Origin of the sequence: Roseobacter sp. (assembly GCF_045106495.1) — a bacterium.
Taxonomy (GTDB): domain Bacteria; phylum Pseudomonadota; class Alphaproteobacteria; order Rhodobacterales; family Rhodobacteraceae; genus Roseobacter.
Window position 1 is genome coordinate 17,507 of record NZ_JBGCEQ010000022.1, and the last position, 13,295, is coordinate 30,801.

11 protein-coding genes are annotated in these 13,295 nt (G+C 55.3%); 5 read left to right on the forward strand and 6 right to left on the reverse strand.

Features of this window, described 5'->3' with window-relative positions:
* Window positions 1-145: 145 nt before the first annotated feature.
* The 3 genes from AB8B75_RS14880 to AB8B75_RS14890 all read left to right on the forward strand — a co-directional run bounded on the left by AB8B75_RS14880 (window position 146) and on the right by AB8B75_RS14890 (window position 2,425).
* Window positions 146-943, forward strand: a complete 798-nt coding sequence (locus tag AB8B75_RS14880; protein ID WP_405363409.1) for a helix-turn-helix domain-containing protein — start codon at window positions 146-148, stop codon at window positions 941-943.
* Between the two features lie 106 nt (window positions 944-1,049).
* Window positions 1,050-2,210, forward strand: coding sequence for an aromatic ring-hydroxylating dioxygenase subunit alpha (locus AB8B75_RS14885; protein WP_405363410.1), 1,161 nt, complete (start codon window positions 1,050-1,052; stop codon window positions 2,208-2,210).
* Window positions 2,207-2,425 (forward strand): hypothetical protein, encoded by a 219-nt coding sequence (locus AB8B75_RS14890; protein WP_405363412.1) that lies wholly within the window; start codon window positions 2,207-2,209, stop codon window positions 2,423-2,425. The genes AB8B75_RS14885 and AB8B75_RS14890 overlap by 4 nt, the downstream gene beginning before the upstream one ends.
* Here the strand turns inward: AB8B75_RS14890 and AB8B75_RS14895 are convergent.
* From AB8B75_RS14895 to AB8B75_RS14915, 5 genes are all read right to left on the reverse strand, one after another.
* Window positions 2,422-3,207 (reverse strand): DUF2189 domain-containing protein, encoded by a 786-nt coding sequence (locus AB8B75_RS14895; protein ID WP_405363413.1) that lies wholly within the window; start codon window positions 3,205-3,207, stop codon window positions 2,422-2,424. The two genes, AB8B75_RS14890 and AB8B75_RS14895, sit on opposite strands and share 4 nt — an antisense overlap.
* A 458-nt stretch (window positions 3,208-3,665) precedes the next feature.
* Window positions 3,666-4,790: a peptide chain release factor 2 gene (gene prfB / locus AB8B75_RS14900; protein WP_405363414.1), complete on the reverse strand. Its 1,125-nt coding sequence runs from the start codon at window positions 4,788-4,790 to the stop codon at window positions 3,666-3,668.
* Between the two features lie 68 nt (window positions 4,791-4,858).
* Complete coding sequence (locus tag AB8B75_RS14905) at window positions 4,859-7,411, reverse strand: penicillin-binding protein 1A (protein WP_405363416.1); 2,553 nt, start codon at window positions 7,409-7,411, stop codon at window positions 4,859-4,861.
* Window positions 7,412-7,528: 117 nt separating this feature from the next.
* Window positions 7,529-8,746 (reverse strand): N-acetylmuramoyl-L-alanine amidase, encoded by a 1,218-nt coding sequence (locus tag AB8B75_RS14910; RefSeq protein WP_405363418.1) that lies wholly within the window; start codon window positions 8,744-8,746, stop codon window positions 7,529-7,531.
* A gap of 65 nt (window positions 8,747-8,811) precedes the next feature.
* A complete protein-coding gene (locus AB8B75_RS14915; RefSeq protein WP_405363420.1) occupies window positions 8,812-9,954 on the reverse strand; it encodes a pyridoxal phosphate-dependent aminotransferase in 1,143 nt (380 codons plus the stop codon).
* Between the two features lie 23 nt (window positions 9,955-9,977).
* On the opposite strand from AB8B75_RS14915, the gene AB8B75_RS14920 reads away from it, so the two are divergent.
* Both AB8B75_RS14920 and AB8B75_RS14925 read left to right on the forward strand, forming a co-directional pair.
* The gene (locus AB8B75_RS14920) at window positions 9,978-11,309 is read left to right on the forward strand and encodes a M48 family metalloprotease (protein WP_405363422.1); all 1,332 of its coding nucleotides are present in this window, start codon (window positions 9,978-9,980) and stop codon (window positions 11,307-11,309) included.
* 3 nt (window positions 11,310-11,312) lie between these two features.
* Complete coding sequence (locus AB8B75_RS14925) at window positions 11,313-12,065, forward strand: DsbA family protein (RefSeq protein ID WP_405363424.1); 753 nt, start codon at window positions 11,313-11,315, stop codon at window positions 12,063-12,065.
* Between the two features lie 36 nt (window positions 12,066-12,101).
* Here the strand turns inward: AB8B75_RS14925 and ispG are convergent, their stop codons facing one another.
* Entirely contained in the window at window positions 12,102-13,232 is a 1,131-nt protein-coding gene (gene ispG / locus AB8B75_RS14930) for a flavodoxin-dependent (E)-4-hydroxy-3-methylbut-2-enyl-diphosphate synthase (RefSeq protein WP_405363425.1), read from the reverse strand.
* Window positions 13,233-13,295: the final 63 nt, after the last annotated feature.

A 13,295-nucleotide genomic window follows, 5' to 3' on the forward strand; every position in this document is an offset into this window, starting at 1 on the left:
TGTCGCTCCATTCTAGGGTTGACACAAATCAGAACTATTGGTGATGCTAATTAGCATCACTTGTTATGGTTGCAACGCAATTGATTGGCGCAACTGCAACATGCTGCATAGTATGGTGCAACTGTGACCAGGCAAAAGGAATGCCATGCCTTTGACCGCCCGTACGCCCGCGCAACTGCGCAATATGTTTGGCGCAAACTTGCGAACTCTTTCCGCCAAATACCCTTCGATTTCAGCGCTTGCGCGCGATTTGGGCATAAACAGAACGCAGTTTAATCGCTATCTCAGCGGCGAAAGTTTCCCACGGCCTGATGTTCTTGCGCGCATGTGCGACTTTTTCAGCGTAGATGCCCGCGTTCTTCTTGAACCAGTGGATCAGGTTGCGCGGTCGACCGGCCCTATTTCCAGCGCTTACCTGCACGAATTCATGGGATCCGCCATTCTGAAAGTGTCCGAAGAAGACTTTCCCAGTGGGTTTTACCAGTTTGCCCGTCGAAGCTTTGTGCGGGATGATCAGTATGTACGCGGCATCGTTCTGATAAAACGCGAGGGCTCAAACACTTTCCTGCGTGGATATGAGCCCAAAATTGCCATGGCGATGCAGGGCATTCCAGCCGATCCCAGTGCTCGCGAATACCGGGGGTTCGTGATGCAGATAGAGGATGGGGTTGCCGCCACAGTCGCCCGCCGCAACGGTATGACGGCGTCTTTTAACTACCTCAGCCGAGTGACGTCGTTTCAAAATAATTTCTGGGTCGGTTATGTGGCGCGAACGGTGCGCGAGAATTCGTCCAGCAACCGAATGGCCCGTTTGGTCTATGAATACCTCGGGAACAACACCAGGGAAGCTTTGGCACGTGCCCGTCATGCAGGGTTTTGCAAACTCGATGACCTGATCCCGTTCCAACAACGGTTGCTTCAACCTGACGACGTTTTTCGCTAACGGTCGCAATACACAATATGTCGCCTTGGGAAAACTCGGGTCGTTTTGAGCGCGGCGCGCACATGGCACGCCTATATGCTCCTGTCATATTCACAGGAGAGGCGTCATGGATCCAAACGTAACAGATTTATCCCGCGTTCGCCGTCCGATCGCTGAGGCACATGGGTTGCCGAACGCGCATTATACGGACCCCGGTGTTTTTGACGAAGAAAAGCACGCGCTTTTGTTTGACGAATGGTCCGGTTTGGCCGCAGCTGCAGATGTTGCAGAGATCGGTGACGCTGTCCCTCTTAGTTTTCTTGGCATGCCATTGCTTTTGATCCGTGACCGTCAGAACAGTGTTCGCGTCTTTCAAAACATTTGTCGTCACCGGGGCATGGTGTTGATATCCGAGCCTCGCAAAATTGAAGGCGCCATCCGGTGTCCTTATCACAGTTGGTGTTATTCTACAGATGGCCAATTGGTCAGCACGCCACATGTCGGCGGCCCGGGCCAAAACAAGCACGCCGGTATTGACCGAAGCCTCTTGGGGCTTGTTGAAGTGCGCAGCCATATTTGGATGGGTGTGGTCTGGATCAACGTTTCTGGGACAGCGCCGTCTTTTGAGATTGCCAATGCTGAACTGCTCGCGCGGTGGGCGGAGTTTGACAGACCTTTGTTTCATGGCGGTGCGGACAGCCATTTCATACTCGATGTCAATTGCAATTGGAAACTTGCGGTCGAGAACTACTGCGAAAGCTACCATTTGCCCTGGGTGCATCCCGGTCTCAACACCTATTCGCGTCTCGAAGATCATTACCATATCGAGAACAAAGGTTTGTTTTCTGGCCAGGGCACGCTTGTCTATCGCCAAATCAAGGATGATGCAGGCCAAGTCTTTCCTGATTTTGATGATTTGAGCGACAAATGGGACACGGCGGCGGAATACATCACGGCCTTTCCGAATGTGCTGCTTGGGGTGCACCGGGATCACACCTATGCGATTATTCTGGAACCCCAGGGGCCGGAGAAAACGCGCGAACATGTGCATCTGTTTTACGCCTCCGCGACAACCGACGCCGGTTTGCGAAAAAAGAATACGGCGTTGTGGAAAGGGGTTTTCACGGAAGATGTTTTTGTCGTGGAAGGGATGCAACGCGGGCGGCATGCCGTATCTTTCGACGGAGGTCGCTTTTCGCCAGCAATGGACGGCCCAACCCATCTATTCCACGATTGGGTCGCTGGGCGCGTTCAAGCGCGCCGATGCGCACCGCAAGCAGCCGAATGATGGATCTGAATGCGCAGCTGCTAGCAGCGCATGAAGCGGATGACACACGGGCGCTGGCGCGTCTTTATGCCCAAGCGGCAGAAGTGGCGACGAACGACGATGGACGCGGTTTTTTTCTGACGCACGCCCTGGTTTTTGCGCTCGAAGCGGGTGCGCCGGAGGCTTCGGCGCTGCGGCAAGAGCTGATCGAGATGGGCCGCGAAATGCCGGTCTAGGGCGTTGTCACCAGTAAGCGGTAGAGGTGCCAGGAAGCATGGCCGAGCCAGGGCAAGATCAACCACAGCCCCAAAAACCCTGGTAACATTGCTGCAAAAATCAGGACCGCGAGCAATGCGCCCCAAGTGATCATCACCGCTGGTGATCGGCGAACCGCGCCAAAGCTGGTGATCATCGCTGTGATGAAATCAATTTCCCGATCCAGCAACAGCGGCAAGCCGATGACGGACATGCTGTAAATCACCAGTGCGAAAATGCCTCCAATGAGGGTTCCGAAGGCCAGCATCGAAACACCGTTCAAAGTAAGGAAAACCTCATAAGAGCTTGATATATTTGTCATCGTTGAGAGGCCAAGGAAGAGCGCAAAAATCATGTGACCCAAAAAGAACCAAAACATGAAGATCACGACCATCATTGTGCAAAGAGATGGGAGCTGCCGTAGACGCTGATGCCAGATGACACCAAAAATGGCTGCCGCGTTGATCGGATGACCTTTTTCCAGTCGCCGGGACACCTCATAAAGACCAACCGCAGCAAAGGGGCCGAGCAAAGGGAAGCCGATGGCTGCCAAAACCAACCAGAACGTATGACCGGTTATCGAAGTGATCACCATCATGGCCCAACCCGCCGCGATGTAGAAAGTTGCGAAGATGAGCCCGTAAACCGGATGCGCGCGAAAGTCCTGTGCACCGCGGCTCAGCGCCAGTTTCAAGTCTTCGAAGCGGGCTGGACGCAACACGGGTGCGCCGATCTCCAGCTCAGTCGTTGCTGTCGTTGTCATGATAGCTCCTCCTGCGCTCGTATTATAGCAGGTCTTGTTTGCCGTCAGCCAGTGCTGTGGGCCCATTTTAGGAGCGTTTTCGATTTAGTGGCCCGAGCTTCGCGCCATGCCAGTCAAATTCAAACTCAATGGCGCTGTATCTGGGGCAAGCCAATTGCAAAAACTGCTAGAATTGCGATAACCGCTTCCCCCGCTAGGATGCGCGGGCTCGTACGGCAGGTTCAGATAGGGCCATGGTTCGCGCTTTTTTAGCTGGTTGCTCTAAGAGGCAACGCGCCATCTGATCCGCTGTAACGTGCTTTACCCGCAGCCTCGCGGCAGCCCGCAAAGAGATGCACCCTCACCTCAGTTTGCGACAGTGCGGCCCAGTGTGCGCGTAACAACCTGGGCTGAATCGACGCACCGAATGGTTTAATGGGATCAGAAGCGAAATTGTTTCATGCGCAGGAGTGCCGGGGTTAACTGCTTTGTGCCTCGGCTCGGCTTTTGCCGGAAACATCGAGCGCCAGCGTCGCGCCCATGAGTCCGTCAAGGTCTCCATCCAGTACACCTTTTGTGTCTGACGTTTCGTAGTTGGTGCGTAGATCCTTGACCATCTGATAAGGTTGCAAAACATAGGAGCGGATCTGATTGCCCCACCCTGCATCGCCCTTGTTTTCATGAGCCTCGTTGATCGCGGCGTTTCGTCGGTCCAACTCCATCTGATAGAGGCGGGATTTCAAAGCCTTCATTGCAATATCGCGGTTTTGGTGTTGCGATTTTTCGGAGCTGGTGACGACAATCCCGGTAGGGTTGTGCGTGATGCGTACGGCCGAATCCGTGGTATTGACGTGCTGCCCACCTGCCCCGGAAGACCGATAGGTATCGATCCGGATGTCAGCTGGATTCACCTCGATGTCAATGTTGTCATCCACAACCGGGTAAACCCAAACCGAAGTAAACGATGTGTGCCGCTTTGCGGCCGAATCAAAGGGTGAAATACGCACCAACCGATGCACACCGCTTTCGGATTTCAGCCAGCCATAGGCGTTTTGACCTGTGATCTTGTAAACTGCTGATTTAATGCCAGCTTCTTCTCCCGCGCTTTCAGCCTGCAGTTCGACCTTGTAGCCTTTCTTCTCGGCCCAGCGGACGTACATGCGCGCCAGCATCGAAGCCCAGTCGCAGCTCTCTGTGCCGCCAGCACCCGCGTTGACTTCCAGAAAAGTGTCGTTGCCATCCGCTTCGCCATCCAGAAGCGCTTCGAGTTCCTTTTTCGCGGCATTTGCTTCGAGGGTTTTCAAGGCGGCCTCGGCGTCGGACACGACTTCTTCGTCGTCCTCCATCTCACCAAGCTCGATCAACTCGATGTTGTCGGTCAGATCCTGTTTGATCCCCTCATAGGTCGCGAGTGCGTCGACCAGCATCTGCCGGTCGCGCATCAGCTTTTGTGCCGCCGCCGGATCATCCCACAAATTTGGATCTTCAACGCGCGCGTTGAATTCCTCCAGCCTAAATGACGCAGTTTCGACATCCAGCCGTTGCGCCAGCAAGTCCAGGGACTTTTCGATTTTTTCAACGGTGTTTTGTGCGTCGGCGCGCATGACGGTGGCCTCTGGCGTTAGGTCTGAAGCGTGTGATAAACCAGTGCTCTTCCAGCAGCAAGGGACCGCTAGTACAACCCACCCGAACTGAGGGTTCCAAAATCTGCTTTGGGACCGACAGTAGTGGTTTGCCCCGTTGATGTGGTCACTTCCTGCGTCTGGCTGCCGACCTCTTCAAACAGCGGAAGGTTTTGCCCCATGGCAAAGCCGCCATCATAGGTGATGCCGAAAACAGGCTGCTCGCCTTCACGGAAAAACTCCGCGACCACAGTTTCTCCTGTGGCGTTGTCGTCCATGCGGGCCCCAGTATAGCGGTCGATCTTTATGAACCGCCCACCCTGTGGCACCTGAAAGGCGCCGCCACCATATTTCTTGGTGGCCTCTTCCATGTACCTCTGGAAGACAGGGCCACACATGCCGCCGCCCGACGCACCACGCCCCAGTCCTTTAGGTTGGTCGTACCCAATGTAGCAACCCGCAACGATGTTGCTGGTGAAGCCGATGAACCAAACGTCTTTGGCCTCATTGGTTGTTCCAGTTTTGCCCGCCGTGGGCACAGGCAGGTTCACTGTCCTGCTTGCCGTGCCACGCTCCACCACGCCACGCATCATCGAGGTCAATTGATAAGCGGTGATCGGATCCATGACCTGTTCGCGGTTTGAGATGATCCGGGGCGGCAACCCGGGGTCCAGACTGGCCAGCTCGCAGTCATAGCAGAGTCTGTCGTCGTGGCGGTAAATCGTTTTGCCATAACGGTCCTGAACCCGGTCCACCAAAGTCGGTTGGAGACGTTCCCCGCCATTGGCGAACATCGCATAGGCGGCGACCATCCGGTAAAGAGTCGTTTCCTCGGAGCCAAGCGCATTGGCCAAGAACGTCCCCATGTTGTCATAGACACCAAATCGTTCTGCATAATCCGCGACAATGTCCATCCCCACTTCCTGCGCCAGACGAATGGTCATCAGGTTCCTGGACCGTTCGATTCCTGTACGCAGGGGCGTTGGACCGTAAAATTCACGCGAGGCATTGCGCGGTCGCCACAACCCTTGCGGCGTGTTGATCTCGATCGGCGCATCCACAACGATTGTGGCGGGAGAATAGCCGCTGTCCAAAGCCGAGGCGTAGACGAAAGGCTTGAAGCTGGATCCCGGCTGCCGTTTGGCTTGGGTGGCCCTGTTGAAAACGCTGGCCTGATAGGAAAACCCGCCTTGCATGGACAAGACCCGGCCCGTGTTGACATCCATTGCAACGAAACCGCCCTGCACTTCCGGCACCTGTCGCAATGACCAGCGTACGAAAGTCCCATCCTCATCAGACGTGATCGCGCGCACATGCACCACATCACCCACGGACACCAAATCACCGGCCACTTGCGCCTTACGCCCTGTTGTGCCGTCTTCCGAGCGCTTGCGTGCCCATGTGACATCCTGAGCGGTTATGAAATGCCCGTCTTCGTCCTCAGACACACCATCGATGCCGATTCGGGCATCGTTGCTGCCCACCGAGAGCACCACAGCTGGATACCACGGACCATCCAGATCAATGTCACGGGCCATTTTGGTTTCGCTCAGAACCGCACGCCAGCTTTCTTCGCTTTCCAGCAAGGCCGGATCAATCTTGATCTTGGCCTCACGCCAGATCCCCTGTTTTCGGTCATACTCTTCCAAGGCACGTCGCAGCGACTCCGCGGCAATCGGCTGCATTTCCTGGTCAATGGTTGCACGTACGGTCAAACCACCGGTGAAAAACTCACCTTCGCCAAAGTCTTCAGTCAATTGCCGGCGGATTTCATCCGTAAAGTAGTCGCGCGGCGGTAGCTCGGCCTTGAAGCTTTCGAAATCGCCGTTTTGAACGGAGCGCAGCGGTTCGTTCAGTTCGGCCAACAACTCGGCTTGCGAAATATAGCCGTTCTCCATCATTTCCTTGAGCACAAAATTGCGTCGTGCGAGCAGTCGACCTTTTTGGCGCACCGGATGATAGTCACTGGGCGCTTTGGGCAAGGAGGCAAGGAACGCCGCTTCATGCGGCGCAAGATCGCTCAGAGGCTTGTTGAAATACGTCTGGGACGCCGCCGCAACGCCATAAGAATTCTGGCCCAAGAAAATCTCGTTGAGATAGAGTTCCAGGATGCGCTCCTTGCTCAAGGTCTCTTCAAGACGGGCGGCTAGGATGATTTCCTTGATCTTCCGTTCAGCCTGACGGTCGCCGGAGAGCAGGAAGTTTTTCATCACCTGTTGGGTGATCGTCGACGCGCCGCGCACGTCCTGCCCGCGCGATTTCACAGCATCAAAGGCCGCGGCTCCGATGCCGCGCAAATCATAGCCGTCATGGGTGTAGAAGTTCTTGTCTTCGGCAGAGATAAACGCCTGTTTGATCAAGTCAGGTATGGTTTCCGCTGGCGCAAAGAGCCGGCGTTCCTTGGCAAACTCATCGATGATCTGTCCCTGTCCCGAATAGATCCTGCTGATCGTGGGTGGAGAGTATTGCGCCAAGGACTCATGGCTGGGCAGGTCCCGGCCGTACATCCAGAACACCGCGCCGACGGTCAGCGCCACCATGCCAATCGCCATGGTAACGGTCGTGAATATACCCCCGAAAAAGGATAAGATGAATCGGAACACGTGCTGCACGCCTCTTTTGATCTGTTGCTGGTTACATATAGGCAGCGCGACCCGCGCCGTCAAAACACGAAAGCTTACGAAAAACGGTATCGTCCGCCGATTTTTGCCGACGTTGCCTCACTGCCGGGCCAATGGCCGGATTGCTGCATCTGCGTCTCGCCATGATAAAATCGATTGCACCATGCCGCCCACGATCTTTGCGCGCCATGTCGGATCGCGCAGATTATTGAGATCGCGTTCACTGGATAAAAACCCAACCTCGACCAGGACCGAAGGAATATCGGCGGATTTCAGAACCGAGAACCCCGCGTTGCGCAGCGGACGACTGTTCATCGGTCCCCCTGCCTGCCGCAAGCCTTCGACCAGCGCAGCGGCTAACGCCTTTGAGCGAGGCTCCGTTTCCTGGCGTGCCAGATCCAGCAATACGCCAGCGACTTGGTCATCCGATCCCGTCAGATCTGTTCCGGCGATAATGTCTGCGCGGTTATGTCGAGCCGCCAGATACGCCGTGGCTTTGTCACTCGCCTCTTTTGACAGCGTATAGATGGTTGCACCCTGCGCCCCGCCCTGACTCAGTGCATCGGCGTGCAGCGATATGAACACATCCGCACCAGCGCGATGCGCGATGGCAACGCGGCCTTCCAGAGACACGAAAACATCGCTTTCGCGGGTCAGCACCACATCCAAATCGGACGACCGCAAGAGAGCTTCACGCAACTCGAAAGCGATTTGCAGCATAAGTTCTTTTTCGTTGATATTGCCCCGCTCGGCCCCAGGGTCCACGCCACCATGTCCGGGGTCAATGGCGACAACGAAACGCGCGTCCACCACCGGTGCTACGATCTCTCGCGATTGCGGCTGCGGCCAAAGCGCGTCCTGCGGCGCGCCCGATTTTGCATCGAACTCGGCTACATCTGCAGGCGCCAACACGATAGACAACACGGCGGCTCCGGTTGCCGGGCTGACTTGCATACCGATTTCTTCCGGCAGCATTGGCTGTGCCAGATCAGCCACCAGCCGCGACCATCCCGGTTGGAAATTTCCGAACCTCAATGCCGTCAATCCGTCTTGTTCGGCCAACAGGTTTGACGCTTGAATGCCCGACCAGTCCGCATCGCGAAAATCAACGACAAGACGCGGAGGCTCCGCCAATGTGAACACGCGGTAAGGCACGCCCTGGCTGAGCTGGAGTGTTATGCGGGTCTGGCCAAACCATCCATTCTCGATACGGCTTTGCTCGGGATCGACACGTGCAACAGCTGTCAATTCCTGCGCAAACGCTGCTGCAATGCCCATCCAAAGGCAGGCTGTTGTGATTGAAATTCGCCGGATCATGATCTGCTCTGCCGGGGTTGTTTTTCACATACTACCGCAGGTCGTAGTGCGAGGGAAACACCCGATCATCGCTTGCGCATGAATTCCTTCAGTCGGGCAAGTCCCTCGACAATGTCCTCGGTGCTGCGCGCATAGGAAAACCGCAAAGTACTATGGCCACGCTGCGGATCAAAATCGAGCCCGGGAGTCACGGAGACACCTGCGTCTTGAAGGATCTCATCCGCCAAGACGCGACTGTCCGTAGTCAGATGAGAGACGTCGGCATAGACATAAAAGGCGCCGTCCGGCGGGGCAATTCTGGTGAAACCGGCTTCCGGCAGACCGTCCAGCATCAGCGCGCGATTGGCCTTGTAGACATCAACGTTGGCTTGCAACTCGTCAGTTGCATCCATGGCCGCCAGTGCTGCGACCTGGCTGGCATGGGGCGCGCAGATGAACATGTTCTGGGCTAGGCGTTCTATGATCCGCACGTGATCTTCGGGAACAACCATCCATCCCACGCGCCAGCCCGTCATCGAGAAATACTTCGAAAACGAGTTGATCACATAAGCTTCATCGGTGATCTGTAATGCTGTGACCGCCTTCGCTTCATACTCAATACCGTGGTATATTTCGTCCGACACAAAAGCGGCGCCTTGTGTATGCGTGGCGTCGATCAATGCCTTCATGCTCTGAGTGTCCAGCATGGTGCCGGTCGGATTTGCTGGGGACGCCACTAAAAGTCCGGCCAGATCCATGCCTTGGAAATCCGCAGGCACCGGTTGAAAACGGTTCTCCACCGTTGTGGGCAAATCAACGGGCTCAAGATCCAGTGCGCGCAAAATCTGGCGGTAGCTGGGAGAACCCGGCGCGCCAATGCCCACCCGGTCACCGGTATCGAAAAGCGCAGTGAACGCTAGCAAGAAACCGCCGGACGACCCCGGTGTGATCACTACGCGAGCTGAGTCAAGGTCCACATCATACCAATCGCGGTACATTTTCGCGATCCGCGCGCGCAACGCCGGCAAGCCCAAAGCAACCGTGTAGCCCAGTGGGGCCGTGCTCATTGCTTCCGTCAACGCTTGTGTTGCAAGTCTTGGCGCGCCGGTGCCAGGTTGGCCGACTTCCATATGGATAATGTCCCGACCTGCGTCCTCAAGACGTCGCGCCGCCTCCATCACATCCATCACAATAAAGGGATCAACAGCAGACCGCCTTGAACTACGCATGAATTCGCTCCACCATTCGTCTCATGTCGTTTCACCTGTTCTTTCGGCTCGCGTCAATCCCGGCATTTTTGCTGTGGCTGACGACCACCCCATTGCAAGCGCAAGGGTTGCTCAGGGACGCTGATCTCGAATACGGGCTCAAACAACTTGCGACGCCCGTGTTGAATGCGGCTGGGCTCAGCCCCTCGCGGGTGAAAATCCTGATTGTAAATGAAAGCTCGCTCAACGCTTTCGTGGTCACAAATGACGCAATTTTCCTGCACTATGGGTTGATCAATCGGATGCAGTCGGCCGCGATGATACAAGCCGTGATTGCCCATGAAGCCGCCCATATCGCCAATGGGCACCTGACGCGGCGTATGACCAATCTGGCCAGCGCGCGCACCGCGTCCGGCCTCGGCTTGGCGCTGGCTGCTGCTGCGGCGGTCGCAGGTGCCGGAAATGCAGCAGGCGGCATCGCACTTGGGACACAGACCTCTGCCCAGGCACGGTTTTTCAAACATACCCGTGCTGAGGAAGCCTCCGCAGACCAATCTGGCATTCGTTTTATGAAGTCCGCCGGAGTGGATCCCAAAGGTATGATGGACGTTCTCGAAATCTTCAGCGGGCAAGAGATCCTGGCGGAAACACGCCAAGACCCGTATTTGCGCAGCCATCCCTTGTCGCGTGACAGGCTACGCGCAGTTCAGGGCTTCACAGCGGCTTACGGAAACGTCGCCACGGAAAATCCGACTTATGCGTATTGGTTTGAACGCGTCAAAGGCAAGCTCAGCGCCTATACCCGGTCACCAAAATGGACCCTGCGTCGTTTGAAAGAAAGCCCCTATCAGGACGTGCGTCTGCTGCGCCAAGCCATCGCCGAACACCGTCAATCGCGCACGAAGAAAGCACTGAATGCGATAGATGGCGCCATTGCGCTTCGTTCAAATGACCCCTTCCTGCACGATCAGCGCGGCCAGATACTCATTGAGACCCGCAATTTTCAAGCGGCGGTGGCCGCCTACGGACGCGCTGTCCAACTGGCGCCTAATGACGCGTTGATCTTATCCGGCTACGGGCGGGCATTGTTAGCGAACGGTGACGTTAACTCTGCAAGGCAAGTTCTTGAAAAAGCGAGGTCAATTGACTTCAGGGATGGGATAATGCTGCGCGATTTATCAATAGCCTATGCAAAATCAAACCAAACCGGCATGGCCTCGCTGGTCACCGCCGAAAGATACGCATTGTCGGGCCGCATGGAAGATGCCAAAATTCACGCCAAACGTGCCTTGGGATTGCTCCCGGAGGGCTCGACCTCTTGGCAACGGGCTCAGGATGTGTTGATTGCATCCGAACGGGCTGAAAAACGGAGATAGACCATGATAAACAGACTGATCCTGCCAGCCTTCATGGCAGCCCTTGTCGCCAGCGGACCAACTGCTGCGCTTGATCTGGAAACCATGTCAGCGGAAGAACGCACACTGTTTCGCTCTGAAGTGCGCGACTATCTGATGGAAAACCCAGAAGTTATTATGGAAGCCGTCCAAGCGCTTGAAGATCGGCAAGCAGCAGATCAAGCCAATGCTGACCTGGCGCTAGTCTCAAATAATGCCGACGCAATTTTCGAGGACGGTTTTTCATTTGTAGGCGGCAATCCGGATGGCGACATCACGATCGTCGAGTTCATGGATTACAGGTGCGGATATTGCAAACGTGCCTATGGCGAGGTCGAGAAACTTCTCGAAACTGACGGTGAGATCCGCTTTATTGTCAAAGAGTTCCCTATTCTGGGCGAGCAATCCATTTTGGCGTCACGATTTGTAATCGCAGCGAAGCAGCTTGAAGGCGCTGAGGCCTATAAATCGCTGCATGACGCCTTGATGGAGTTCAATGGTGACATCACGATCGCCGCCTTGCGGCGCTTGTCCGACACCTATGAACTGGATGCTGATGCCATCGAATCCCGTATGAATGACGACAGCGTTACGGATGAGATTTCGCAAACACGGGCGCTGGCGCAGAAGCTGCGCATTACCGGCACACCAACGTTTGTTGTGCACGACGAGATGCTACGCGGGTATCTGCCTTATGATCAAATGCGTGCAATCCTCGATGAAAAACGCGAACTTTAGTGTTTAAAATTAAATAGTGCGCATAAGGCGCTGTTTTTATTCAGCGGCGTCTACAACAACTTCTTCGGCTTCCAGTTCTGCCGCCTTCTTTTCAACTTGTTGCACGATGTGATCGACCATTGCATCGTTGCTAAGTTTGTGGCTTTGCTTCCCGGCCAGATAGACCATTCCCGATCCCGCCCCGCCGCCTGTGAAACCGACATCTGTCATCAGTGCCTCACCGGGACCATTGACCACGCAGCCAATAATGCTCAGGCTCATGGGGGTTTTGATATGCTCGAGGCGTTTTTCCAGCTTTTCAACCGTTTTGATGACATCGAATCCCTGGCGTGCACAACTGGGGCAGCTGATGATATTCACACCTCTATGACGTAAACCCAACGACTTGAGAATTTCATAGCCAACTTTTACTTCTTCGACTGGATCCGCGGAGAGGCTCACTCGAATGGTGTCTCCAATGCCCATCCATAGTAAATTTCCCAATCCTATCGCTGATTTAATGGTGCCGGTCGTGAGACCCCCAGCTTCGGTAATACCAAGGTGGATAGGGGCGTCGGTGGCATCCGCCAGTTGTTGATAGGCTGCGGCAGCCATAAAGACATCCGACGCTTTGCAACTGACTTTGAATTCGTGAAAATCATTGTCCTGCAAGATCTTGATGTGATCCAGACCGGACTCAACCATGGCATCAGGACAAGGTTCGCCATATTTGTCCAACAGGTGTTTTTCCAAACTGCCGGCGTTCACGCCAATTCGGATAGAGCAATTGTGATCTCGGGCGGCTTTGATTACCTCTTTGACCCGCTTTTCATCACCGATGTTACCCGGGTTGATACGAAGGCACCCGGCGCCAGCCTCCGCTGCTTCGATGCCGCGTTTATAGTGAAAGTGAATGTCGGCTACGATCGGCACACTGACTTCAGGTACAATTTCGCGCAGTGCTTTGGAGGATGCCGCGTCGGGCACCGAGACACGCACGATATCAACACCTGCATCCACAGCAGCCTGAATCTGCGCGATGGTTCCCTTGACATCAGTAGTAAGGGTATTGGTCATGGTTTGGACGGTGATTGGCGCATCTCCCCCAACCGGCACATTGCCCACCATGATCTGACGCGATTTTCGACGGTAAATATTGCGCCAAGGGCGCACATGGTTCAACGACACGATTCTGTCCTTTGTCGAGAGCTGCTGTCTGGAAAAATAGACAGACACGCCGCATCCCGCAAT